General features: G+C 42.4%; 19 protein-coding genes. 6 read left to right on the forward strand and 13 right to left on the reverse strand.

The annotated features are described in order from the left end of the window. Positions 1–11: 11 nt before the first annotated feature. A complete protein-coding gene (locus FEK29_RS06225) occupies positions 12–2,576 on the reverse strand; it encodes a M1 family metallopeptidase (protein WP_138257561.1) in 2,565 nt (854 codons plus the stop codon). Positions 2,577–2,688: 112 nt separating this feature from the next. On the opposite strand from FEK29_RS06225, the gene FEK29_RS06230 reads away from it, so the two are divergent. Then, positions 2,689–3,825: a DUF819 family protein gene (locus FEK29_RS06230; RefSeq protein WP_138257714.1), complete on the forward strand. Its 1,137-nt coding sequence runs from the start codon at positions 2,689–2,691 to the stop codon at positions 3,823–3,825. Positions 3,826–3,829: 4 nt separating this feature from the next. Here FEK29_RS06230 and FEK29_RS06235 read toward each other — a convergent pair whose 3' ends face one another. Together FEK29_RS06235 and lysA are read right to left on the reverse strand one after the other, a co-directional pair. Then, positions 3,830–4,363 (reverse strand): thioredoxin family protein, encoded by a 534-nt coding sequence (locus FEK29_RS06235; protein ID WP_138257562.1) that lies wholly within the window; start codon positions 4,361–4,363, stop codon positions 3,830–3,832. Positions 4,364–4,419: 56 nt separating this feature from the next. Continuing rightward, on the reverse strand, positions 4,420–5,658 hold the full coding sequence (gene lysA / locus FEK29_RS06240; RefSeq protein WP_138257563.1) for a diaminopimelate decarboxylase: 1,239 nt from the start codon (positions 5,656–5,658) through the stop codon (positions 4,420–4,422). Between the two features lie 220 nt (positions 5,659–5,878). Between lysA and FEK29_RS06245 the strand changes: the two genes are divergently transcribed. From FEK29_RS06245 to FEK29_RS06255, 3 genes are all read left to right on the forward strand, one after another. After that, positions 5,879–6,517 (forward strand): LON peptidase substrate-binding domain-containing protein, encoded by a 639-nt coding sequence (locus tag FEK29_RS06245; protein ID WP_138257564.1) that lies wholly within the window; start codon positions 5,879–5,881, stop codon positions 6,515–6,517. A gap of 110 nt (positions 6,518–6,627) precedes the next feature. Next, positions 6,628–7,821: an ADP-forming succinate--CoA ligase subunit beta gene (gene sucC / locus FEK29_RS06250; RefSeq protein ID WP_138257565.1), complete on the forward strand. Its 1,194-nt coding sequence runs from the start codon at positions 6,628–6,630 to the stop codon at positions 7,819–7,821. 416 nt (positions 7,822–8,237) lie between these two features. Further along, on the forward strand, positions 8,238–8,573 hold the full coding sequence (locus FEK29_RS06255) for a hypothetical protein (protein WP_138257566.1): 336 nt from the start codon (positions 8,238–8,240) through the stop codon (positions 8,571–8,573). Between the two features lie 37 nt (positions 8,574–8,610). On the opposite strand, the gene FEK29_RS06260 is transcribed toward FEK29_RS06255, so the two are convergent. Beyond that, on the reverse strand, positions 8,611–8,973 hold the full coding sequence (locus FEK29_RS06260; protein WP_138257567.1) for a DUF1456 family protein: 363 nt from the start codon (positions 8,971–8,973) through the stop codon (positions 8,611–8,613). Positions 8,974–9,141: 168 nt separating this feature from the next. Between FEK29_RS06260 and FEK29_RS06265 the strand changes: the two genes are divergently transcribed. Continuing rightward, complete coding sequence (locus FEK29_RS06265; protein WP_240042678.1) at positions 9,142–9,561, forward strand: TerB family tellurite resistance protein; 420 nt, start codon at positions 9,142–9,144, stop codon at positions 9,559–9,561. Here FEK29_RS06265 and FEK29_RS06270 read toward each other — a convergent pair. Further along, positions 9,558–10,826 carry a DUF2254 domain-containing protein gene (locus tag FEK29_RS06270; RefSeq protein ID WP_138257568.1) on the reverse strand — a complete coding sequence of 423 codons (1,269 nt, stop codon included), beginning with the start codon at positions 10,824–10,826 and terminating at the stop codon, positions 9,558–9,560. The genes FEK29_RS06265 and FEK29_RS06270 overlap by 4 nt on opposite strands. 203 nt (positions 10,827–11,029) lie before the next feature. Here FEK29_RS06270 and FEK29_RS06275 point away from each other — a divergent pair, with 203 nt between their 5' ends. Next, positions 11,030–11,455 carry an Hsp20/alpha crystallin family protein gene (locus tag FEK29_RS06275; protein ID WP_138257569.1) on the forward strand — a complete coding sequence of 142 codons (426 nt, stop codon included), beginning with the start codon at positions 11,030–11,032 and terminating at the stop codon, positions 11,453–11,455. 185 nt (positions 11,456–11,640) lie between these two features. Here FEK29_RS06275 and FEK29_RS06280 read toward each other — a convergent pair whose 3' ends face one another. From FEK29_RS06280 to FEK29_RS06315, 8 genes are all read right to left on the reverse strand, one after another. Then, positions 11,641–13,164 carry a M20/M25/M40 family metallo-hydrolase gene (locus FEK29_RS06280; protein ID WP_138257570.1) on the reverse strand — a complete coding sequence of 508 codons (1,524 nt, stop codon included), beginning with the start codon at positions 13,162–13,164 and terminating at the stop codon, positions 11,641–11,643. 134 nt (positions 13,165–13,298) lie between these two features. Continuing rightward, positions 13,299–15,290, reverse strand: coding sequence for an excinuclease ABC subunit UvrB (uvrB, locus tag FEK29_RS06285; protein WP_138257571.1), 1,992 nt, complete (start codon positions 15,288–15,290; stop codon positions 13,299–13,301). A 95-nt stretch (positions 15,291–15,385) separates the two neighbouring features. Then, positions 15,386–16,837 (reverse strand): T9SS type B sorting domain-containing protein, encoded by a 1,452-nt coding sequence (locus FEK29_RS06290; protein WP_161595322.1) that lies wholly within the window; start codon positions 16,835–16,837, stop codon positions 15,386–15,388. A gap of 92 nt (positions 16,838–16,929) precedes the next feature. Beyond that, the gene (locus FEK29_RS06295) at positions 16,930–17,763 is read right to left on the reverse strand and encodes an ABC transporter permease (RefSeq protein ID WP_138257573.1); all 834 of its coding nucleotides are present in this window, start codon (positions 17,761–17,763) and stop codon (positions 16,930–16,932) included. 9 nt (positions 17,764–17,772) lie between these two features. After that, a complete protein-coding gene (locus tag FEK29_RS06300; protein WP_138257574.1) occupies positions 17,773–18,675 on the reverse strand; it encodes an ABC transporter ATP-binding protein in 903 nt (300 codons plus the stop codon). A 67-nt stretch (positions 18,676–18,742) separates the two neighbouring features. Beyond that, positions 18,743–19,321, reverse strand: a complete 579-nt coding sequence (locus FEK29_RS06305) for a hypothetical protein (RefSeq protein ID WP_138257575.1) — start codon at positions 19,319–19,321, stop codon at positions 18,743–18,745. A 69-nt stretch (positions 19,322–19,390) separates the two neighbouring features. After that, the gene (locus FEK29_RS06310; protein ID WP_240042679.1) at positions 19,391–21,889 is read right to left on the reverse strand and encodes a DUF11 domain-containing protein; all 2,499 of its coding nucleotides are present in this window, start codon (positions 21,887–21,889) and stop codon (positions 19,391–19,393) included. A gap of 232 nt (positions 21,890–22,121) precedes the next feature. After that, a complete protein-coding gene (locus FEK29_RS06315; RefSeq protein ID WP_138257577.1) occupies positions 22,122–25,238 on the reverse strand; it encodes a PA14 domain-containing protein in 3,117 nt (1,038 codons plus the stop codon). Between the last annotated feature and the right edge of the window lie 141 nt (positions 25,239–25,379).

Here is a 25,379-nt window from a genome sequence, read left to right on the forward strand (position 1 = left end):
CCTATTTTAGTTTATTGGATTATCCTTTTGTTTAGAAGTTGAACCCTTCGAAGGTCATCGGCGGCTTGCCATAACTTGTTTTTAAGGGAGGGGTTTAGTTCCGGATTATCCTTCAAATATTCCTGCATGATTTCGTAGGCTTCGTTTGAGGTATGATTACCTATGGTGCTGCTCAACCAGCGTTTTGGAAAGAAAATATCGCCTGTTTGTTGTATTTCATCCAAAAGGTTTAGACTGGGCCTAAGGTGTTTCAAGGCAAATTCTTGGTGGAGGGGATGATTAATATTATTCAATGCCGATGCCGTCCAAGCTTCCTTTGAACGGTTCTTTTCAAGTTTCATGGATTCCATAAAGTCGCTTTTTACCGATGCATCCTGAGAAACGGAGGGTAGCAGGAAGTTGAAGCGTTCCAATTTGTCCGGATTGTCAAGGGCGTTTTTAGCCGTTTGCAAAATTTCCTGTGATTCAGGATGTTGATAGAGTGCTAGGTCCAAGGCCATTTCGGTAAAGTCATCCTTGTTCAGTCGAAGATTGGATATTTCGATTTTTTTGGACCAAATATCGTACAACTGTTGGATGGAAGCTCCTGTGTAAGCCACCGACTGAAAGGTAGATAACAAGGTTTTTTTCTTGTTAGGGGTAAGGTCCTTTTGCAATTGGGACCACAAATTATCGGTTATTTTGGATTGCTCCAAGCGACGTTCCTCTTCCGATAGGTATTTCCAGAACAAGTTTCTCAAATACCCCGATAACAAATTCGCTAACAATTCATTCCCTTCCAGATACAATTGGTTTTCATAAAAATGGAGTAGCTCCAAAGGTTTTGTAGTTCCATTTAATGCATTTTCATAGGCGTTTATGTACAAGGAACCTCTAGCGACTTCATCACCTATAATCGCTATAGTCTCAAAAGCTTCTGGATGTATTGGAAAGACGCCATATCCCATACCATCGGAATTATAAAGGACTGCGAGTGGTTTCTGAAGTCCAAAGGCCTCGGTGATTTCCAGTTTGTCTCCGTTAAATTCCACCGGAATTCTTAGGATGGAATCGGGATAGACCAAGGAAATCTCAAAAATCTGGGGCCAAATTTGGTCCGAAGCATCTTCGGCCATTTGTATCAATTCCAAAGAGGAAATCTTGCCGACCTCCGTATATGTTATACTATCCTTGAAAATGGGCCTACCGGAACTATTTACCCAGACCTCGCTCCAAGAAAGAAGGTCTATATCCGTACGGTTATCCAAAATCTTCACGAGGTCGTTCCAATTCGCATTCGAATTTTGATAGGTTTTTATGTATTCCTGAATACCTTTTTGAAAGTTTTCCTTACCCAAGACCGCTTCCAACTGTCGCATCATAATGGGCGCCTTGTTATAGATGATACTGCCATAAAGCGAACCCGCATTGTTGAGGTTTTTCAATTCTTGCCTGATTGGATTCGTACCTTTTGTACGGTCTTCACCGTATGCACTTGGGTAATGGCCCACCATAAATGCCAATTCATGGTTTATGGAAGGAAACGCGGGATTTACGATTTTATCCGCCATGAAGTTGGCAAAAACTTCCTTCATCCAAACATCATTGAACCAGTCCATGGTTACCAAATCCCCAAACCACATATGGGAAGTTTCATGGGCAATCAGTTTGGCCCTGCCCAGTTTTCTGTTTTCTGTAGCGCTGCCATCCAAAAAAAGGGAACTTTCCTTGTATTGAATGGCCCCCACATGTTCCATACCGCCGTATTGAAAGCCTGGAATCGTGGCAAAATCGAGTTTTTGAAAGGGAAAGGGAAAATTGGTATAGGATTCGAGAAACACTTTGGAACTGTGGTGCAACTGGAAAATGGAATCGATACTATAACTGATTTTTTCTTCATCGGTTTCCCGATATAACATTTTCATAGGAAAATTGGCTATGGCCATTTCTTCGGATTTAAACTTTCCCGCCACGAAGGAAAAAAGATACGTGCTCATTTTGTCCGACTCCCCAAACCGATGTTCCGTACATCCGTTTTTGGTGAACTGGTCAATTTCTGGAGCGGCACAGAGTACTTTCCAGTGTTCAGGAGCGGTAATTGTCAGCGTGTAGGTAGCTTTTAAATTAGGCTGGTCAAAGCAAGGAAAAAGCGTTCGTGCCCGATCTGGTACCAGAAGGGTGTATAGATAGTCTTCATTTCTGTTTAGTGAAAGTTCACCGGCTAAAAAATCGATTTCCAAGGAGTTTTTCCCCTCTACCAAATTGGACTTTGGAATTCTGATGTGCTCGTTTTGGTGCTGGATTTCAATGGGTCTTCCATTGACCACGATCTTTTTTAAATGATCTGGATGCTCCTTAAAATCCAAATAGACATCCTTACTGCCCAGAAGTTCAAATGTCAGTGTTTCACTGGCGAATATGGGTTTTTCCAAGGAATTCGGTATGTGAAAATGGATTTTATACTGTATGTTTTTGAAGGTTTCGGACCGTTCTTGAGCCAATTCCAAAGACACCCCTGGTTCAGCTTGTATAGGGTTGCTGCCATTCGGTTTGCAAGAAACTATTAGTAGGATACCAAGTAGGAAGTTGTAACGCATAAATTGATTTTGAGATAGAAAAGTAGCGATTAAAATTCCATGGTACAAGTCATCTTTAGTTCGGTTTCAGATGTTGGGAATATACCACGAACTTTTTGGTATCTTGTGCAAAATGAACTTTACCAACCAACCCCTTTTCGTATTCACAGTACTTTGTCTAATGGTTTGGCTATCGGTCAGGGCGGCCAAGACCTCTTGGGGCAAACCATTGGGAGGAGCCCTTTTGGTTATATTGTTTACCGCAGTTTGTGCCAACCTCCAAATAATTCCTTCCGCATCCAACAGTATACCTTTATATGATGCAGTATTTACCTACTTGGCCCCGATTTCCATTTTCTACCTTCTTCTAGGAGCAAATATTAGGGCCATTAAAAAAGCAGGTGTACCCATGTTGCTATTGTTTTTATTCGGTTCTTTGGCAACGGTGGCAGGTATTCTTCTTGCCTGGGTCATTGTTGGTCCACAAGGCGTGTTGGGCCCGGACGCCAAAGTTTTGGCGGGGATGCTAACGGGTACCTACACGGGAGGGAGTGTCAATTTTAATGCGGTGGCCCTTATATATGGTTTTCAGGAAAATGGGTTGTTATATGCGGGTACCATTGCCGTGGACAATGTGATAACGGCACTATGGATCATGGCGACCATTGCCCTTCCGCACGTGCTAAGAAGGTTTATAGCGGATCGGCGCATACTGGAAAAGGAACCCTTGAAGAAGCAGCAGGGTACCACGGAACCACTGACATTAGAAGGGTTAAGCCTTATCGTTTTTTTGGGTGTGGGGGCCTATCTACTCTCGGATGTTTTACACACATTAATACCTAGGATACCCAGTATTCTTATCATTTCAACCTTGGGGATTGTAATGGCCCAATTTCCTTTCGTCGAAAAAATAAAAGGAGCCCAAACCCTTGGTCTATATACCGTATATCTATTTCTAGCCGTTATAGGTGCTTATTGTGAAATTGATGCCGTGGTTCAACTTAAGGAAGTAGGATTAATCCTTTTCTCCTTTATCGTGTTGGCCGTTTTCTTACATGGTGTCATTATTGTGCTTCTTGGTGGTCTTTTTTTAAGGGATTGGGATATGGTGGCCATAGCAAGTCAGGCAAATGTTGGAGGTGGCGCTTCTGCGATTGCCTTAGCGGAGACCTTTGGGCGCCAAGAACTTGTGCTTCCGGCAATATTGGTTGGGACTTTGGGAAATGCCTTGGGAACCTATTTGGGTTTTTTGGTCACAACAATGCTGTAGCAACTTATTTTCCCGCTTCAGCGTAGGTTTTCCAATCCTTTTCCTTATAAATATCCTCACCAAAGTATCGGGCGATATTTAGGAAAGGTTCCGGTTTTTGATAGCCGGGCACCGGTGAGAGCATATTGAATTTTTCATCAAGGAATATGGTGGTAGGATAGCTTAATCTTCCCTGCATCAGGGCTGCTGCGAGCTCATGGTAGCCTTTTCTGCCCGATGGCACAAACTTATAGGTTTTTCCCTTGAATTCTATAGGCTCCGCACCTTCGCCGTCAAGCTTGACCATGTAGAAGTTTTCCGTCATGTAGGCGGCCACTTCCGGGTTTTGGAATGTATCCTTATCCATTTTTTTGCACCATCCGCACCAATCGGTGTAGACATCGACAAATACTTTTTTTGGATTTTTATCCGTAGCTGCCAATTCTGCGGCTTCGTTCCAAGAAAGCCATTTCACCTCTTGGGCCTGCGACCCAGCAGAAATCAGTAAAAACGCGACTAAAAATAGATTTTTGATATGTAAGGAAACGCTAGAGTTCATACTTGTTATGGAGTTAGTCCAACAATTATACCAAAGCTAACGTTTTTTTTGGGTCTTTATTTCACTTTCTCAGGTTGCTTTACCGCAAATAAGTCCTTTACATCTACCTGATTCTTAATTAAATCGTCAAAGGTCTCACGTTCCCGTATCAAAATCGCCTGACCTTTGTGCCATAAAACTTCCGGCGGTCTAAACCTGGAATTGTAATTGCTGGCCATGGTAAAGCAATAGGCTCCCGCATTCTTGAAACACAGAATATCCCCTTCTGATATCTCATTGATTCTTCTGTTGCTAGCAAAAGTGTCCGTTTCGCAGATGTAGCCCACCACCGAATAGTAGCGCTCCCTTCCCTCCGGATTGGAAATGTTTTCAATGGAATGGGTAGCCCCATAGAGCATGGGCCTGATCAAGTGATTGAAGCCCGTATCCACACTGGCAAAAACGGTAGAGGTCGTTTGTTTTACAACGTTCACTTTGGCCAAAAAGAATCCGGCTTCACTTACGAGGAATTTTCCGGGCTCGAAGGCCAGGGTAAGGTCTTTGCCATATTCTTTGCAGAATTCATTGAATCTTGAACCCAACTTTTTCCCCAGTTCCTCAACGTTCGTCTCAATATCGCCTTCTTTATAGGGAACCTTGAATCCACTTCCAAAATCGATAAAATCTAAATTTTTAAAGTTTTTGGCGGTTTCAAAAAGGATTTCCGAAGCATAGAGGAATACATCGATGTCCAAAATATCGCTTCCGGTATGCATGTGTATTCCGTTGATATTCATTTTAGTAAGCTCCACAATTCGCAATAAATGCGGTATTTGATGTATGCTTATACCGAATTTGGAATCGATATGGCCTACGGATATTTTCGAGTTTCCTCCAGCCATTACGTGCGGATTTATCCGGATACAAACCGGAATGTCCGGATGCTTGCTACCAAACTGTTCCAAGATGGAAAGGTTGTCAATGTTGATCCGAACGCCCAATTTGGCCGCCTCCTCAATTTCTTCCAAAGAGACGCCGTTGGGGGTGAAAATGATGGACTCTGGTTTAAAACCTGCCAATAGACCCAGTTGTACTTCCTGAATGGATACGGTATCCAGGCCACTTCCCAAACTGTTCATCAATTTTAAAATGGTGATATTGGATAGTGCCTTGGCAGCGTAATTCAACTTCAATTTCTTTACGGTACCAAAGGCTTTGGTAAGCCTATTGAACTGGGAGGTTATTTTTTCGGAGTCATAAACGTAGACGGGGTCTCCGTACGTTTTGGCGATTTTCAGTAAATCCGCATTGTTCATAGCGATATATTTTTGACAAAGCTAGTAGTAACAAAGGATTCCCACAAATATTTACCCTGTAAAATAGAATAATACAACAAAATGTGTCAAATGTAACAGTAAAATCCATCTTTTGCTTGTATGCTATATACAAGCTTTGTAATTTAGAAAGAAATTCAGTTTTTCATCAAGTATCAATGGATTAATAAACTGCATTGATAATCACATCATTTATATTTAAATGAAACTACCTCTTTTTCCTTTAAAATCCGTTTTCTTTCCCGGCGAAACTGTGCCCTTGCATATTTTTGAGCCCAGGTACAAACAGCTGATCCAGGATTGTAGGGAAGAGGCCATTACCTTTGGAATACCGGTTTTCCATAACAATCGATTGGAGTACGGGACGGAGGTGCAACTGGTAGAAGTGGTCAACACTTATGAAGGAGGGGAGATGGATGTTGTATGTGTGGCCAGACAAGTATTTAAGGTCGTTCTATTTGAGCCGCAAATGGGGGAGAAGCTATACCCTGGCGGACTTGTGGAATTATTGGAGTATGATTATATCTGTCCGGCCAGTTATAAGGCAGAGGTGGTGAAAAAGATTCGGGAACTTTATGCGATTATGGAAATTCCAAACACACCGATTGACCTGGCCAAGTACAATAGTTTTGTGTTGGCACATAAAATAGGGCTTTCCTATGAACAGGAATACCAGTTATTAAAAATATCCAAGGAACAGGAGCGACTGGAATTTATTTATAACCATCTGGTGACAACGATCAATGTGCTATCCCAAGTGGAAAGAACCCGGAAAATTATTGAATTGAACGGCCATTTTAAGAATTTTGACCCCTTGGATTTCAAAAATATTGAAAGTTAATGTGGACAAGTTTGAACGAATTGGCAGGACCTTATTCATTTAATCAAGTTTAATTTTCAATAATTACCCTGTCTTTCCTATTTTTGCCCAACAAATAAAACTACCCTAATATGAACCTTCACGAATATCAAGGAAAAGAGATATTATCAAGTTTTGGCGTTCGCATACAAAGAGGAATCGTAGCGCATAGTGCCAAGGAAGCGGTTGACGCGGCCAAACAATTGACAGCGGAAACGGGAACCGGATGGCATGTGATCAAAGCGCAGGTTCACGCCGGTGGTCGCGGAAAAGGTGGTGGCGTTAAATTGGCCAAAAATTTGAAGGAGGTCGAGGAGCTTGCAGGACAAATTATAGGTATGAACCTGGTCACTCCTCAAACTTCCGCCGAGGGTAAAAAAGTACATCAGGTTTTGGTGGCCGAGGATGTTTACTATCCCGGTGATAGTGAAACCAGTGAATTTTATATGTCGGTCTTATTAAACAGGAGTACAGGCAGAAATATGATCATGTATTCTACCGAAGGCGGTATGGATATAGAAGAAGTGGCCGAAAAGACACCGCATTTGATTTTTACCGAGGAGATCGACCCAGCAACGGGACTTCTTGGTTTCCAAGCGAGAAAAATAGCCTTCAATTTGGGCCTATCAGGAACCGCATTTAAGGAAATGACCAAATTTGTTTCGGCCTTGTACAAGGCCTATGTACAGAGCGATTCCAGTATGTTCGAAATCAACCCTGTTTTGAAAACATCCGATGATAAGATCATGGCGGTGGATGCTAAGGTTTCCATTGATGACAACGCGCTTTATCGCAGAAAGCAATATGCCGAAATGAGGGATTTGCGGGAAGAAAATCCAATCGAGGTCGAAGCAAGGGCCGTAGGTCTAAACTACGTGGATTTGGATGGAAACGTGGGATGTATGGTAAATGGTGCCGGTTTGGCAATGGCTACCATGGATTTGATTAAAATGGCCGGAGGTGAGCCTGCAAACTTCTTGGATGTTGGCGGTACCGCCGATGCCAAAAGGGTGGAAGAAGCTTTTAGGATTATTCTAAAGGATCCCAACGTAAAGGCAATCCTTATCAATATTTTTGGAGGAATCGTGCGTTGTGACAGGGTCGCCCAAGGTGTAGTAGATGCCTATAAGAATATGGGCGATAGTATCAAGGTTCCCATTATCGTGCGTTTGCAAGGAACCAATGCGGAGTTGGCCAAGGAGATTATTGACAATTCTGGATTAGCGGTCCATTCCGCGGTACAGTTCAAGGAAGCTGCCGATAAAGTGGAGGAAGTATTGAAATAAGTATTCCTAAAGAATATTTTTTATAGAAAGGCAATGTTACCGTAACATTGCCTTTTTTTTATTGTTAACGCGAATTTGTCGCAAATTTTGCACAACATTTATTGAAAGGTTGACAATAATCGAAACCTTTTTTAACTCCCTTAAGGGAATCCCATGCATGTGGAAATGCCTATTTTAAATTTAGGTTCATCGCCGGCTTACTCATTTGAAGATTTGGTTAAGACTTGTCAGTAACCGTCACAGCAAACCTTTTCAATGTAACTTTGACTTGCTATTAGAAGCGATGATTTTGATTAAAAAAATGTTAAAACGATGTTCTGTTGTAACATTCTCATTTTTGAGGCGTCTTTTTAGCAAATCATCATCAATCAATTATTAATCAACTTTCAGAAATGGAAGTCAAAAAACAACAAGTCATGAGAAAATTAAGTTTAGTTTTTGTAGCAGCTTTGCTATTAGCAACAGGAAATGTTTTGGCCAACGATGCAACAGGTGTTGAACCTGAAAAGAGTCTTTCCAATCAAATTACCAAAATGTTGGAAAACAATTCCTTTACTGAAATGGAGTCCGACCTTACTGCACAAGTACGGTTCACCTTGAACAGTGCAGGGGAAATCGTTGTGTTATCCGTGGATACGGAATCCGTAAATTTGGAGCGATTTGTGAAGGGAAGGTTGAACTACCAAAAAGTGGACGTTTCGAATGTGGAGGAAGGTAAGCTTTATACCGTGCCTGTGAGGATTGCCTCTTAACAATTTAGAAATCAAACAAAAAATCCTGATGCCAGCATCAGGATTTTTTTTTGTTCTTGTATTTTCCGTGACTTAAGTTGGTATCCACGTTTTTCAATTGTTGTTTTTTAAAGCTTTTGGTTTTGTCGAAATTCTTGGTGGGTTCCTTGCCCAAGAGAACTTCACCTGGATTTTTAGGATTTTCCCGGGTCCCTCTCAGGTATATGACAAGTCCGTTCAGAAAATTACGAAGTATTTGATCACCACATTCCATATAGTTTGGGTGGTCCTCCTTTCTAAAAAAAGCACCCAATTCACTTTTTGAAATCTTAAAGTCGACCAGGGTCAGGATTTCCACAATTTCGTCATCCCGAAGCTTTAGGGCAACCCTCAATTTTTTAAATATATCGTTGTTTGTCATAAACTTTAAATTTCATGCAAGTTATCATTATTATTGGTTCCTGATCGCTGTACATGGACATAAAAGAATCCGTTGAACGGGAAACCCGATCATATTTGTTAAATAACTGTTTTTCATAGATTAAACTATACTATTCTTTCAATTTTGTTGTTATCTCCATAGAAATAAATGTATAAAGGAATTGCAGTGAACACCTTAAAGGAAAAATTGAGTATTCTCTCTGAAATGATCGCTTTTGCCAGGGTTGATAATACCTTAAAGCAATCGGAATATGACTTTCTTTTCAATGTGGCACAGAGCCTTGAAGTGAGTAAAAAGGAATTTGATGGGCTTTTTCAAAGAGAAGTGGAGCACATAATTCCAAAATCCCAAGCGGAACGGTTGGTCCAATTCAATCGGTTGATTCTATTGATGAATATCGATGATGAAAATAACCTCAAGGAGATTGAGCGCTTACATGATATTGGCCTACGTATGGGGCTGCCGCCATCGGCCATTGAGCAGGTGTTGTCCATTATGCACGAGTACCCCAACAAAATAGTGCCGCCAGAGATAATCATCAATATTTTCAAGGCACATTATAATTAGGACCATACATGAAATCCATCCCTCAGTTGGGTAAGGTCCCGTTGGTTTTTTATCATTTTTTCCATATCCTTTTTTAGATTATCCGTTTCCAATACTATGGCATCGCTTTGTTGTGAATTAACTGTTCTTTGGCGTAATGAAGAGAGCATGTTCAATAGTTTGCCGGTGACCATTATATCTTGGGCGCAATAGGGCCTGTAGGTTGCCAAGACATTGTACAGCACTTCAGGAAAGCTATTTCGTATGAATCGCACCTGATTTGTTCCATCCTCCTTGCTTAAGTATTCAAAATCCCTGGTCTGCATGAGAAAGGTGAACAATTCCGTAAGGTAGTCAATACTATTAAGGGCAGTCCCAGGGTCATTGATTCCCGGGGACATGGCCTTTATGCCGATTTCGGAAATTTGCCGAAAACCATAAATATAATTATCACCTGTAAGTTCTTCCTTAGAGATGATCAAGCACTTGAAAATCTTTGCTTTAATTTCTTCCGAAATGGATTTGTTCGTTAAAATTCCTACTTGATTACTCAGGATAAACTGGCCTTTTCGGATTATAAAGGCGATTTTTAGTTCGTTCTCAAGACAGATATCCAACAAATCATCTTTAAGTGCGCCCTGAAAATAGCCCGTTTTGTCCAGTTTTAAAGCCGCCCAATCGTGCATCTCTGGAAAATCGATAGCGTTTTTTACTTCGGTCTCCAAAACTTCCAATAGACTTTTCTTGGTTCTAGAGTGGATGGCGTAAAGAATCGTTCCAACCTGTATGGATTGGGATAAGTTGTGAATGAAATAGATAAAGGAAGCCAAACATAGAACCGTTAGAATAATGGCAATCAGTACCGAAAATCCCGGGGTTTGGTAGGAGGGGTCGGTCGGTTCAATAGAGACCAGAATGAAAATATTGTATAGAATCACGGCCAGATAAAGCCCCAATACAATTTGGTGTTTCTCATCGGAAATTATACCAGGCAGCACTCTAGGGGAAAAGTTGCTGGCGGCTTGGTTCAGTAATATCATAACCATGGAAAAACTGAATACCATCAAGGAAATCAACCCGCCGATCAACGTGCTTAAAAGCGTTCTTGCGGTTTCCGTATTTTCAATGACGAGACCTGGGGCCATGTCCATTAGGTATTTGGAAATGCCCCTCTGTTCCAGATAAATAAACAGGAAGGCGACCAATATTCCGGTAACCGAAATAATTGTGGGATAGAAAGCGATCTTACTTCGTACCCTGTAAAATATATTCTTGATTCGGTTCATTGATTTATGTTGCTATAAATCTAGTCAGAGGGCTGACAATTCCTTACTTAAAAAGCATTTTAAACGAACTCAAAAAATAAAATAATGTCATATTGACATCATTGCTTTGAGTAATTAGGACATATTGACATAAAAGTTTCAGTGGTATAGGATTTGTCTTATGCTAGGCGTAACAAAGTTTAATCTAAAAAAATATAAAAGTTATGAACCTAATTAAAAGAAATGACGTGTTGTTTCCTTCATTGATGAACGAGATTTTCAAACCTGATTGGTTTGGTGGAATGGAAAATTTCAACAGTACCGTTCCAGCAGTGAACATTAAAGAAAATGAAACCGGGTTTGAATTGGAAATGTCGGTTCCCGGAAGGAAGAAAGAGGATTTTAACATTGAGATTGATGACAATCTTTTAACGATTTCCTCCGAAGTAAAAACAGAGAACGAGACGAAGGAAGGAAATTACACGAGAAGGGAATTTGGATACGCTTCTTTCAAAAGGTCCTTCACACTTCCTGAATCTGTTGATGCGGATAAAATCGATGCTTCCTATGAGAATGGAATATTGCGATTTGCCTTGCCGAAAAAAGAAGAGGCGTTGCCAAAGCCTAAGAGAATGATAGAATTATCATAAAAGAATTGTGCAATCCTTCAATGGATTTCATGATGTTTGGTTGAGTTGGTTAGTTGAAAAGTGTCCTGAGAGATCAGGGCACTTTTTTATTGGTGCCGTCAATAGAATCAATACCGCAGGGCTTACCTCAAATCTGTCATTTGGTTTTCTATGGTTGCCTAGTGGGCGTTCCCTTAGGTATTTATTTACTCCAGTTTTTCCGTGAGAATGGCCAAGCAGCTCATGATACCTTCCCTGTAATTTCCCAAACGTAAATTCTCGTTGGGCCCGTGGATGGCATTGTCAGGATTCGGAATGCGAATGGATACTGCGGGTATTTCCAAGGTTTTTATAAACGGCGCCATGGGTTGTGAGCCGCCAGTGGTACGCATATTTACGATGTTGTTGCCAAAAACCTTGTTCAGGGCGCTATTTAGAAAAAGGCCAATAGAACTATCTAGATCCGTCCGAAACGGTTGAGATCCCAATCGGTACTTGAAAGATGCCAGTTTAGGATAGGTTGCCCGTTCCGCATTCGAGGGTAGTGAATCCAGGAGGTGATACCCAAAATTTTCAATATGTTTCTTTAAAAGCTGCACTTGTCTTTCACCCGGAGTCTCTGGAACCAGGCGCATATCGATTTCGATGATTACTTCGGATGGAATAATGGTCCGAACTTCTTTTTCCACCCATGCCGACTTCATACCCCTAATATTCAAAGATGGATATTGCAATGCTTCCTGATAGGTGGGCGCAACTTCATCCGGTGCGGCAATACCTAGGTTTACAATGGTGCTGTCAAGATTTTCCGGTATTGCGGCCAAGCTTTTTTTGTCGCTTTCTGTGAGTTGAACGCCGTCATAAAATCCGGGTATCGTAACCTTGCCGTGTTCATCCTTCATGCTGGCAATGAGTCGGGACGCCTCAAAAACCGGATTTGGCGCGAAGTTTCCGTATTGTCCACTATGTAACCCGTATTTTGGTCCGAAAATCCTTAGGGTCACCGTGGCGATGCCCCTTGCTCCATACGTTAGTGTTGGGAAGTTGGATAGATGCCTTGTGCCATCCATTATAAAGAGCATTTCCGCATCCAAAAGTTGCCTGTTTTGAGCGACCGCTTTGGGGAGGTGGGGCGAGCCCAGCTCTTCCTGAAAATCCATGATGACCTTGATGTTATATTCAGGTTGTATTTTTTTCGATTGAAGAATTTGTAAGGCTGATATTAAGGACATGGCTGGACCTTTGGAATCTGAGGATGAGCGGGCAAAAATGCGCCAATTAAAATCAACGTTCTCCTTTAATTTTTCAAAGTCGATGATTTCCCATTTCCCATCCTTTTTTTCTTTCAGAACCGGTTGAAATGGATTGGGCTGAAACCATTTTGTAGTGTCAACCGGTTGCCCGTCGATTTGCAAATAGAACAAAACCGATTTACCTTTTTTGCGAACTATTTTTTCAGCAAATAGGAGCGGGGCACCTTCCGTTTCTATCACTTGGGTCCTGAAGTTCAACGCGGAAAAAGCACTGTCGCACCAAGCCAAATTTGTAGCGATCTGATCGGGAAAATTACCATCGTTTGGAAGTGTTAAAAATTGTCGTAAATTGGAAACCGATTCAATGAAAACTTCATCGGTCATGGCTTCAATTTTTTCGGCCGACACTTTTTGGGACCAATTTTCTTGATACACCATAAAGCTGGTTAGAATCGCTATAAAAAACCGCTTTTTCATCTTAATTATCAGGAAATATTTCGTTTTAGTCTCATCTAAAAATAATTATAAAAAATTGTAAATCAATTTTTTAATCGGTCTTATTTAATTGATTACTTTGTAACTATCGAAAACACGGAATTTTTGGTACAATCTTAGGTTTCCTGTTCCTGAAGCGCCTTTATTTCGTCCCTAAGTTTGGCCGCCTGCATAAAATCCAGCTCCTTTGCCGCCTTTTCCATGGCCTTTCTCTTTTCCCTGATAAGCTTATCCAATTGATCTTTGGTAAGGTATTCCAGATCGGGTTCCGCCGCTCTCAATTCCTCTTTTTGGTAATGATAGGTGGAGACCGAATTTTTGGATAGTACGCTGTCCAAATTTTTGTTCAAGGCCTTTGGCGTGATGTTGTTTTCGGTATTATACTGTATCTGTTTTTCCCTTCTGTAATTTGTTTCGTCAATGGTCTTTTGCATGCTTTCCGTAATCTTATCGGCATACATTATCGCCTTTCCATTTAAGTTTCTGGCCGCACGACCAACGGTCTGTGTCAAGGATCGATTATTTCGTAAAAACCCTTCCTTATCGGCATCCAAAATTGCGACCAAGGAAACTTCGGGTAGGTCCAATCCTTCCCTCAAAAGATTGACGCCAATAAGTACGTCAAAAATACCCTTTCTAAGGTCCTGCATGATCTCCACACGTTCCAAGGTATCGACGTCGCTATGGATGTACCGGCATCGAACACTTATGCGGTCCAAATACTTGGCAAGTTCTTCCGCCATCCTCTTTGTAAGGGTGGTAACCAAAATCCGTTCGTCCCGTTCAACACGTTGATGGATTTCCTCCACCAAGTCATCTATCTGATTCAGGCTTGGGCGGACTTCAATGATAGGGTCCAACAACCCGGTAGGGCGAATCACCTGCTCCACATAGATACCCTGGCTCAATTGTAATTCGTAATCCGCAGGCGTGGCACTTACATAAATGACCTGATTTTGTAGTGCCTCGAACTCCTCAAACTTTAAGGGTCTATTGTCCATTGCAGCGGGCAATCTAAAGCCATAATCCACCAAATTCACCTTTCTGGAACGGTCGCCACCGTACATGGCATGGACCTGCGGTGCGGTTACGTGGCTTTCATCGATGACCATAAGGTAGTCGTTTGGGAAATAATCCAACAAGCAGAAAGGCCTTGTTCCCGGTTCCCTACCATCAAGATATCTGGAGTAATTCTCTATACCCGAGCAATAACCCAATTCCCGGATCATTTCCAAGTCAAAGTTGGTCCGCTCCTCCAGTCTTTTGGCTTCAAGAGGTTTTCCTATTTCCTTGAAATAATCGATTTGTTTTACCAAATCGTCCTGAATGTTGTGTATGGCATTTTGCAAAACATCCTGTGAGGTCACGAACATGTTGGCCGGATAGATATTCAGGCTATCATACACTTCCAAAATTGTGTTGTTGAATGGGTCAAAAGCTTCTATTTCCTCAATTTCATCCCCAAAAAAATGAATTCTGAAGGCGTGGTCCGCATAACTTGGAAATACATCGACTACATCTCCCTTTACCCTAAAATTTCCATTTCTGAAATCTGCCGTAGTCCTTGAATAAAGACTTTGTACCAACTGATGTAAAAACTTGGTTCTGGAAATGACTTGATCTTTCTGGATGGAAATCACGTTCTTTTGAAATTCGATGGGATTTCCAATACCATACAGGCAAGAAACGGAGGCTACCACCAGCACGTCCCTTCTTCCAGACAATAAGGAGGAAGTGGCACTGAGTCTTAGTTTTTCGATATCCTCATTGATGGAAAGGTCCTTTTCGATATACACTCCACTTGTGGGAATGTAGGCTTCCGGTTGATAATAGTCGTAATACGAGACAAAATATTCAATGGCATTTTTTGGAAAAAACTGTTTGAACTCGGAATAAAGCTGTGCCGCCAAGGTCTTGTTATGGGCCAAGACCAAAGTAGGCCTTTGTACTTCTTCGATAACATTTGCAATGGTAAACGTCTTACCCGATCCGGTTACTCCCAGCAGGGTCTGATACTTTTCACCCTCCTTGATCCCGTTTGAAAGTTGTTTTATCGCATTGGGCTGATCTCCTGTAGGACTAAATTCCGATACCACGTTAAATTTCATACTCTAAAAGTACGAAAGACTATAACTATAGTTAACTTGGTTAATAGAATTCTTACCAAAAAAGGAATGATATTATGTTGAATTTAAGGTTCAACCTACCGTTTGAGGGTAAAATGTCCTTTTACCTCTTTCTTTGTAAATGAAATTGCCCTGAACCAATAATCAGATGCCGGCATTTCGCGCCCATTAAAAATACCGTTCCAACCTGTGGAGGTTGGGTCTATTTGCGCCAAAAAATTTCCGTAACGATCAAAAATATGAATGACCTCATAGGGTATTTCATTGGAATCCTCTGGTTTTCTGTACTGCCAAAAGTCATTGTAACCATCGCCATTCGGGGTAAAGAATACGGGAAAATCCTGTGGGGAAAGTTCTTTTTCAATCGCTCTTTCCACAACTCCACATCCATATCGGTCTCTTACATATACGGTTCTTTCCCCCGGTTCCACATTTCTAAAGATCGGACTATCTTGAAAATTCGAATTTGGACCATCCAGAGAAAATTCAAAACTTCCGCTACTCTCCGTTCTGATGTCCAATGTTAAACCTGAATTTTGCCGCGTTATCAAGACATCCGAAATTATCGGTGTTTCTGAATAAACCACCTCAAAATTTTTGGAAACAGGACACTCAATGGCGCCACCGAACTGGTTAAGGATATTGTAAAGCTCCAGTCTATATTGTCCTACTCTTTCATATCTAAGTTGTGAATCTTCCGAGAGAATAGTTTCGGATCCATCAGAATCGATAAAAATCCATCGGTATCCCCTAGCAATATCCTTGGAGTCAATGATGCCAAACCCTTGATCTTCGCAAAGTCCAATTTGGTCCGGTATGGTAATCGTAGGGAAATCGGAATCCTGGCAACTTACGGTAGGTATTCCTGTTGTAAAGCGCTCCTCAATACATCCTGTTGCCTCTCCATTTTCATTTAAAGGAACTATCAACACGAAATATTCTTGGTCCAATTCCAAAGGTTCCCCAAAACCATACACCAGTCTATTTCCCGTTAGTTGACTGTCAACAATATCATAGTTCCCTGAAGAGGTACCTACGGAAAGTCTATAGTCCGTTGCCCCGGTAGCATAATTCCATCTAAGGTTGCTATTTACCAGAACATCTTTTTCATTATTAAGCGGATTAATCAATTCCGTACAATCCGGGGCTGTCGTAACCGTTTCCGTTGTAAATATTCTTAAGGGACAGACTTTAATGGGAGCATCCGGGAGAAATAGGCTGATGGTTACATAAACCACCGTATTGGAAGGCAAACCTACTTCAGGTTGATAAAAATTATTAAGGCCGGAGGACCTTCTGTTTATGATTTCGCCCCCTCCGGGAGTGGTTCCTAAAGATACCAAATACCCTATGATACCATCGACGGCCGTCCATTGGATTAGATTGTCAACAGGAACGTCAGTATCACCATCCAATGGGGAAATTAGGGTAGGGCATTCTTGGGAATAGATTCTGAAGTTTAAACAAAAAGCTATTAGGAGAAGTATTGGCATGGCCAATACCCTACATATTGATGCGCCCTTTTTCATTTTCATAGCTTTAAACAATACAATATACTACAAAATGAAATTTTAGGCTAGTATGGATGTTAAATACAATATAACATCGATATCACGTAATTTTAAAGGTCACGCTTTTTAAGTAAAGCATAGGAAAGATAAATGAATATGGCAGTCCAAGCAATTACGATCAAGAATTCATACCAATGCACGTGATAATTTAGTTTTATGGATTCACCCACTTGGTCCGCAACCGTTTGAACAGCTTCCAAACGTGTAAAAGGTTCTTTGATTAGGTTGAACATCGATTGCAAAGGAAAAAAACCCATTATTGCATCCGTCGTATCCCCATCAAATAATTTCCAGCGGATTATACCTCTCGTTATTCCTTCGAAAATTTGCCATAAAATGAGAAACCCTAGGGCAAAAGCAGAACGTTTTACCAAAATCCCAAGGAAAAGACAGAAGGAGAAAAAACCCATCAACTTAAAAAAGAAGGCTGCCAGAAATTCCAAATCGGAAAATATGATGGACAACTCGTCATAATCTGAATATATAAGACCTAATATTAAGGAGACCAAGAAAACAAACACAGTAGAGATGACGGAAAAGGATACTACTGTCAGGAACTTGGAAAGAATAAATTCTTTTTTGGATAGTCCGTCTATAAGATTTTGCTTTATGGTCTTATTGCTGTACTCATTGGACATCATGGATACGATAACTATGGCCAAAAACAATTTAAAAAAGGCGGTAACGAAGGTGTTGAAGTGCCAAATATAGGGGAAGTTAAATATTCCGATTTCTGCCAAGTGAAACTTAACAGGCCCAATATCGAACTTAATCGCTGCAACAAGTGCGATGGAGGTAAGGATAAAAAAATAGGAGATGATCAACACCTTGCTGGCCCTATTATTCCATAGTTTTATGAATTCTATTTCTAATAAACGTATCATGGTCTTCTGTTAGTTTGATTGATTCTTGGTCAGTGTTAGGAACTGTTCCTCAAGACTTTCCTTTCTTTTTACCAAATGGGAAAGCACGATACCCTCTGAAAAAAGGGATTCGTTCAGGGTTTTGGCGTCCATTTCTTCCGTTGGGAAGGCGGTGATCAATCCATTCTCTTGCTTTATATCCCCAAATTTTTTGTTGGTTTTAAGGGATTGGGACAATTTGTCCATGTCGTTGGCTTTCAGTTCAAAGAATCCATAACTGGCCATCATTCCATCGACCGGGCCTGAATATAATTTTTCACCTTTTCTTAGGATGATAACATGACTGCATACTTTTTCCACCTCGTCCAACAAATGGGAAGCCAGTAATATGGTGGTGCCCTGTGATGCTATTTTTTTGATGATTTGCCTGATTTGGTGAATTCCCTGTGGATCCAAGCCATTGGTCGGCTCGTCCAGAATCAGGATTTCAGGGTCGTTAAGAAGGGCCGATGCAATGGCCAAGCGCTGTTTCATACCCAGGGAATAGGTGCTGAACTTACTGTGTTTTCTATCCAAAAGGCCCACCAACTCTAATTTCTCATCGATTTTATCGGTGCCGACTTCCTTGATTTTACATACAAGTTTCAAGTTTTGTACGGCAGTCATATACGGGTAGAAATTGGGACGCTCAATGATGGCACCCACTTTTTTTAAGGCCTGGTGGGTCGAGGTATTTCCATCGAACCAATAAAAGTTCCCACTGGTTTTGTTCACCACGTTCAAGACTATGCCCAAAGTGGTCGATTTTCCACTTCCGTTGGGCCCCAGAATACCGTATACATTGCCCTTTTCAATGGAAAATGACAAATCCTTTACGGCGGTTAAATACCCAAAATTTTTGGTAAGATTGTTAACGGTAAGAATAGTGCTCAAAGCAAGTAGTTTTTTGTTTGATTGTACTTACTTGACGAGCGGTTTGAGTAATTGTTACAAAAAATGCCTAATTCTTATTGACCCTAATGGTTATTCTTCGGTTAGTGATGACGGTCCTAGGGCCTACCGTCAGTGTTGCAGGGAAAGAGACCGTATTCCCACATACAAAGGTATCGCTGGCAATAAGGACCCGGTATTGATAGCCGTTCTTGTCCACTTCAGGGGTAATGATTGTGAGGGTGTTGGTCGTTGTTCCGCTGTATTCGGGTCCGTCCGAAATATCCGTAAAGGTAGTGCCCCCATCCGTGCTGACTTGCCATTGGTACGTATCCCCGTCATCGGTCGACGAAAAAGTGTCGTTTGTGTTTACAAAAGTATGCGAATTTGCAGGTGCTACCGTGATTGTAGGTACGGTTCCTGCTTCTTGGAATTCAGGCGTGCCATTGGTATCCATATCGGCAGGAGTAGGGTAGGCCGCTGCTACTACTGTGCCATTGGCGTTTACGGAAGGTACACCGGAACCGTAGACCATGTCGTCGCCTCCGTCGGCATTGATGTTGTTGTAGGCCTCATTTGAGTCCGAGCAACCATCGTTGTCCGAGTCAAGTTCGTAACTGTCTATTACGTTATCAGAGTCACTGTCCATTCCACGACAGGAAGAAATGGTAAAATTAATGTCATCAAAAAATGAATAATTTTCTCCATCGTCATCTATTTAATTATATACATAGACCCTTAATGTATAGGTAGTATCTGGTAAAAGTGGTATAAAAGTTTGGTCCATGAGGTCAAATACCTGATATGTAGTGGCATTGTTGGTTATGACCAAATCTTCCTTAGTAAGTATACTGCTAATGAAACCATCAGCCGATAAGAAAGCACTCATGGTATAGGAGTCACCGCCGCTAGGTTGATACCAGCCCCAGTTTATATTGTGCAATATGGGGTTGGATAGATTATCTGTGGTGGTAAAGGACACTTCTATATAGTCATTATTATATAAGGCCTCTTCAAGGGAAGTTGATGGCATATTGTCTATTTGAACCGCGCTAAAGGGAGTACTCGCGGTTATACCGCTATATGAAAGGTTTGAAGTAGAGGACAAGAACCAGGAATTTAATTCAGGATTACTGGTGTTATCCATGGCCAATGTTCCTGAGGGTGTATTTAAATACCAACCGAAGGTACCATTGGTAATTGTTCCATTCGATTCCGTGCAATCAAGAATACCATCATTATCATCGTCAAGATCTACGACGTCGATTATTCCATCGTTGTCAAAATCATTGTTTACGATAATAGCCACGGAAGGTTTGTCCAAGCTAAGATTGCTGTCCACCTGATTTTGGGTATTTAAGGCAATATTTGCCAAATGGCGTATTTGGTTGGGTAACGAATTAAAAACAGCCACAGCGGTAATAGTAATAGTCTCCAACTGTCCGCTGTTCAAAGTACCTACGTTCCAATTGGGAGATGTCCATGAACCTGTACTGGGCGATGCCGATACAAGGGACAGTCCCGTTGGCAATGCATCGGTCACTACCAAATTGGTGGCGGGATCTACACCAAAATTCTGCACGGTAATGGTAAAGGTGATATTCTCCCCTTCATTGATCATAGTTTGGTCCGCGGTCTTTATGAGTTGAATATCAGGATTGCAATAGTAGGCTGCCAAGGTGTTGGAGTCATAGGTACAGGGGCCTTTGGTCACGCGTACATAGTAATCACCGGCCACTGTTGGGTTATAGGTGTCCGAAGTGGCGCCAGAAATGGGGTTGCCTTCATAAAACCACTGGTAGGCATCAAAGACTTCTCCAACAACTTCCAAATTGGAACCTGGTAAACACTGCGTACCGGTAATCTGAAGGTCTACATTGGGTGCCACGTCAAAGCCGGAAAAATACCCAGCGATACCCCGGTTGCCATTTGCTCCAAAGAACCCTACCGCTATGGGACCGGTGGATTGAACGTCCACATTTCCCGTTAAGTTGGGTATATAGAAAGTTTTCCAGTCTGTATTACCAGAAATTGTTAAGGCTGCGGGTTTGGTGACTGCACCACTACCATCTGTCACTACAATGTTGGCATCTGGGGTTGTTGCGGATGCAATGATTGTGATACCACCATTTAAGGTAGTTCCAGCGGCATCGGTTATATCTGGAATATTGTCGACTTTATCCGGTATCAAACAATTTAGGGGAGCAACAAAATTTAATCCAACGGTCTGCACTCCGGTACTGCCCGCCAAGTTTTGATAGGCGTATGCGTCCTTGGATGTTCGAACGTACATATTGGCGCCCGGGCTAGCATTTGAATAATTGGTGCCGGGCACTATAAAATAATCCCCTTCATTGATGGTGGCCATTGGAGTCGTATTTCCATTGACAAATATTTGTGTGTTGTTCTGGGTGGCGATGATTATGGGAAATTCGGTACTATCCTGACCACCGCCTCTTATGAATACATAATCCTTGCCCAAATTGTCTTCCGGTACAGGTTGGTCGATACCGGCGTCCCTACTGCTAGAAGAGGTTGGTACCACACCGTAATTAAGACCACCATTGCTTATGACTATATTTTTGTCCGACGTTATGGAGGCGCCCAACCAGCCATCCACGTTCGCCGCAGTTTCCGTAGTGTAGGCTTCGAGTACAAAACTTTCGCCTGCGTTTAGCACAACTTGGATAGCATCGTCCAATATGCCATCCCTGTCGTTTTGCAAACGGAACTCGCAGCCTGGGTTGTACCCAAAAATATCCACCGTGGTGTTGTTTTCCGTGGCCATTATGCCCAAGGAGGTCGAAATGTCACTGGTAGTGGCATAATTAGGCGCACCGCCCCATTTAAAGTTGGTTCCCATCGCTTGTCTACCTTTTGATGTCAACGAAGTGGATTGGGCTCCGCTACTGCCCCGATAGTTTACATAAAACCGTTGGCCACCGGTAGATTCAAATCGAAGTCCGCCGGTTGTAATGACAATACCCGTATCGTTGTTCTGAACCATGGTAATGCCATTATCGCCATTTGGTAAATCATATCTTGCAGGAGTTGCATTTGAAATACTGAAGCTTGCTATGGGTATAGTACTTGTGCCTCTATAGGCATTTACTGTAAAGGCCGTGCTCTCAGGGGTTGACATATAAATGGCCTGTTCCTTGACGGAACTATTATTACTTCCTTGTTTTAAGGGAGGCAAATAATGTAAGTCGCTCAACTGAGCGTTACTTTTTAAAATTCCAAAAATCAAAAATAGGATCAGTAACCCTAATTTTTTTATTTCCATACCTAGACGTACTACGTCTCAAAATAATACGAATACCACCGCATGGACAATCTTTTGTTGTGAACGGGCCAATCCCGTAAACCAAAACTTCGATAAATGGTGTGGAATACTTAAAATGACCTGATTTTCCTTACGTTGGCAGCTGATCCTTAATAAGTAAAAACTAATTTTTATTAACCCTAATTGTTATTCTACGGTTGGTAATGATGGTCCTGGGGCCTACCGTCAGTGTTGCAGGGGAAGAGACCGTATTCCCACATACAAAGGTATCGCTGGCAATAAGGACCCGGTATTGATAGCCGTTCTTGTCCACTTCAGGGGTAATGATTGTGAGGGTGTTGGTCGTTGTTCCGCTGTATTCGGGTCCGTTCGAAATATCCGTAAAGGTAGTGCCCCCATCTGTGCTGACCTGCCACTGGTACGTGTCCCCATCATCGGTCGACGAAAAAGTATCGTTGGTGTTCACAAAAGTATGTGAATTTGCGGGTGCCACCGTAATTGTTGGTACGGCTCCCGCTTCTTGGAATTCAGGGGTTCCGTTGGTATCCACATCGGCCGGGGTAGGGTAGGCCGCTGTAAATACGGTTCCATCCGGGTTTACGGTTGGTATGCCGGAACCGTAGACCATGTCGTCGCCCCCATCGGTATTTGGGTCGTTATAGGCTTCATTGGCATCTGAGCAGGAGTCGTTGTCCGCATCAAGGTCCAGATGGTCCGGAAATCCGTCGGCATCACTGCCACATGAAGCGGGGTAAAGTATCGAGAACGGGATGTTCTGTTTGGTTATCGAAGGCCCTTGGTACTGAACGATCATATTATCGCCTCCTGTAAGTTCAAAGAAGACTATTTCCAACCAATGAACTCCAGCCGAAAGTGCTATGGTGCCGGATTCCTCGTTCATGGCGTGTAGGCCGTCATTGTCAACCACTTCTAGGGCATCAATATATAGCTTAGATCCATCATCTGAATTTGTAAAAAAGGTGTAGCTGCCGCTCGTGGCTATTTCAATATACCCGGTATACCGAACCGAATACGTTTCGCCATCCCCGGGCGTATGGGTGGCCGCCAAACCGGATACATCGATGTTGGTTGCCACTCCGGTTGCGAGTGCCCCAGAGGTAGGAATGTTATCTACCGTGTTGCCTGCTGGCGATACATTGTAAAACTCATAATCCAATCCTCCTGAGCAACTATTGAGTTCCGTGGCATCATAGATTCCGTCGTTGTCATCGTCCTCGTCCGAAAGATCGACAACGCCATCATCGTCAAAATCGTTATGGATAATGACGGATACGTTTGGATTGTCCGAAGTGATATTATTATCGGTTTGATCCTGACTGTTGGTGACCGAATTGGTGACCGATACCGCTGGAATAACCGAATTGTTTGCATCCGCCACAGCTGTAATTGTCAGCGTTTCCAATTGGCCACTGTTCAAAGTGCCAACGTTCCAATTGGGAGCTGTCCAACTGCCATGGGATGTCGTGGTCGATAGTATGGAAAGTCCGGAGGGTATAGGGTCCGAAACGACTAGATTGGTCGCAGGGTCGATACCCAGGTTTTCGACCGTTATTGTAAAGGTTACATTATTCCCTTCCGATACGGTCGTAACATCCGCAGTCTTATTGAGCACAATATCAGGGTTGCAATAATATACCGATATGGAGTTCGAGTCATAACTACAGGGTCCCCTGGTTACCCTTAAATAATAGTCTCCCGCCGTAGTTGCGGTATAAGAAGACGACGTGGCACCCGGAATCAAAGCCCCATCGCTGTACCATTGGTAGGCATCAAAGACTTCACCCGATGCAATTTCCAATATGGCACCCGGAAGGCAACTGTTGCCTGTAATTTGTAAATTGATATTGGGAACGGTATCAAAACCCGAATAATATCCGGCTAGACCCCTTGCTCCATTGAAACCGAAAAAACCAACGGCTATGGGGCCGGTAGACTGAACACTTACATTACCCGTTAGGCTGGGAAGGTAAAAGGTTTTCCAATCCGTGGTTCCCACAACGGGTGATGAGGACGGAAGCGTTACGGCTCCACTGCCATCTGTCACCGTTATGTTGGCATCCGGTGTAGTGGTGGCGGCAATAATGGTAACACCCCCTGTTATGGCAACTCCGGCCGCATCGGTAATGCTGGGAATATTGTCCATGGTATCTGGCAAAAGACAATTTACGGGTGCTACAAAATTCAGGCCTTGGGTATAAGCTGCCGTTGACCCTCCCACACATTGGTAAGCATATACATCTTTTGAAGTTTCAATATACATGTTCGCCCCTACCGAGTTGGACGAGTAGTTGCTACTGGGTACCTCAAAAAAATCACCTTCGTTCAACGTAGCAATGGGTGTTGCCGACCCATTGACAAAAATTTGGGTATTGTTCTCGGTTGCAATAATTAATGGGAACTCTGTCCATCCATTGCTATTTCCATTTCCCCTAACGAAAATATACTCCTTGCCCAATCTATTTTCAGGTACGGGTTGGTCAATGCCCGCATCCCTGTTACTATTGCCTACTTGTCTACCATAATTAAGGGAGCCGTTGCTAATGACGATATCCTTATCGGCCACGATGGAAGCGCCGATCCAGCCCCTTTCGTGGGCCATGGTGGAGGAGTTTCCTATATAGGTCTCATAAACAAAGGATTCATTGGCATCCAAGGTAATCGTATGGGAATTTGCCGTTATTCCAGCTCTGTTGTTACCCACCCTAAATTCACAGTTGGGGTCATAACCCGAAAGGGTAATGGTCGTATTATCTTCTGTTGCCATAATCCCCAAGGTGTTTGATTTGGAAACATGGCTGCCCAGGTTGGGAACGCCCCCCCATTTAAAATTGGTTCCCATGGCTACTCTTCCCTTTGAGGTCAAGGATGCCGCCTGTGAACCTGAACGGCCCCGATAGTTTACGTAAAATTTTTCCCCTCCCGCAGATTCAAACCGGAGTCCACTATTGTTCAAGACCACCCCGGTGCTGCTATTGGTCACCAAAGTGATATCATTATCACCATTGGGAAGGTTATAGATGGCAGGTGCTACATTGGAAATGGTAAACGAAGTTATGGGAACGGGATTCGTACCCCGATACACATTTACGGTAAACGCCGTAGTTTCCGGTGTTGAAAGGTATACTGCCTGTTGTTGAATGGCCCCATTATTCTGTCCTTGCCGTAAAGGTGGCAAATAATGCAGGTCGCTCAATTGGGCATGGGAATATCCAACAACTAAAAAAAGTATCAATAAAAGTGTCTTCTTTGAAGGGTACACGTTCTTTGATTTTTAGTAAACCTTTGAACTACAAATAAAAAAGGATTATAAAGGGAAGGCAAGAGTTTGTTGTGAACGGGTCAATTATTGTGGTATTTCATCGATCAAGTCAATGAAAAGGGCTTTTTTGACAAAAAAAGC

Origin of the sequence: Maribacter aurantiacus (genome assembly GCF_005780245.1) — a bacterium.
GTDB classification, from domain to species: Bacteria; Bacteroidota; Bacteroidia; order Flavobacteriales; family Flavobacteriaceae; genus Maribacter; species Maribacter flavus.

What these genes read in the sequence shown, in the direction of transcription:
- sucC (WP_138257565.1), top strand. Translation starts at nt 6,628, where the DNA reads ATGAACCTTCACGAATATCAAGGAAAAGAGATATTATCAAGTTTTGGC.
- FEK29_RS06225 (WP_138257561.1), bottom strand. Translation starts at nt 2,576, where the DNA reads ATGCGTTACAACTTCCTACTTGGTATCCTACTAATAGTTTCTTGCAAA.
- FEK29_RS06255 (WP_138257566.1), top strand. Translation starts at nt 8,238, where the DNA reads ATGAGAAAATTAAGTTTAGTTTTTGTAGCAGCTTTGCTATTAGCAACA.
- FEK29_RS06305 (WP_138257575.1), bottom strand. Translation starts at nt 19,321, where the DNA reads ATGGACAGTGACTCTGATAACGTAATAGACAGTTACGAACTTGACTCG.
- FEK29_RS06280 (WP_138257570.1), bottom strand. Translation starts at nt 13,164, where the DNA reads ATGAAAAAGCGGTTTTTTATAGCGATTCTAACCAGCTTTATGGTGTAT.
- uvrB (WP_138257571.1), bottom strand. Translation starts at nt 15,290, where the DNA reads ATGAAATTTAACGTGGTATCGGAATTTAGTCCTACAGGAGATCAGCCC.
- FEK29_RS06290 (WP_161595322.1), bottom strand. Translation starts at nt 16,837, where the DNA reads ATGAAAAAGGGCGCATCAATATGTAGGGTATTGGCCATGCCAATACTT.
- FEK29_RS06295 (WP_138257573.1), bottom strand. Translation starts at nt 17,763, where the DNA reads ATGATACGTTTATTAGAAATAGAATTCATAAAACTATGGAATAATAGG.
- lysA (WP_138257563.1), bottom strand. Translation starts at nt 5,658, where the DNA reads ATGAACAATGCGGATTTACTGAAAATCGCCAAAACGTACGGAGACCCC.
- FEK29_RS06235 (WP_138257562.1), bottom strand. Translation starts at nt 4,363, where the DNA reads ATGAACTCTAGCGTTTCCTTACATATCAAAAATCTATTTTTAGTCGCG.
- FEK29_RS06270 (WP_138257568.1), bottom strand. Translation starts at nt 10,826, where the DNA reads ATGAACCGAATCAAGAATATATTTTACAGGGTACGAAGTAAGATCGCT.
- FEK29_RS06260 (WP_138257567.1), bottom strand. Translation starts at nt 8,973, where the DNA reads ATGACAAACAACGATATATTTAAAAAATTGAGGGTTGCCCTAAAGCTT.
- FEK29_RS06230 (WP_138257714.1), top strand. Translation starts at nt 2,689, where the DNA reads ATGAACTTTACCAACCAACCCCTTTTCGTATTCACAGTACTTTGTCTA.
- FEK29_RS06245 (WP_138257564.1), top strand. Translation starts at nt 5,879, where the DNA reads ATGAAACTACCTCTTTTTCCTTTAAAATCCGTTTTCTTTCCCGGCGAA.
- FEK29_RS06275 (WP_138257569.1), top strand. Translation starts at nt 11,030, where the DNA reads ATGAACCTAATTAAAAGAAATGACGTGTTGTTTCCTTCATTGATGAAC.
- FEK29_RS06265 (WP_240042678.1), top strand. Translation starts at nt 9,142, where the DNA reads ATGTATAAAGGAATTGCAGTGAACACCTTAAAGGAAAAATTGAGTATT.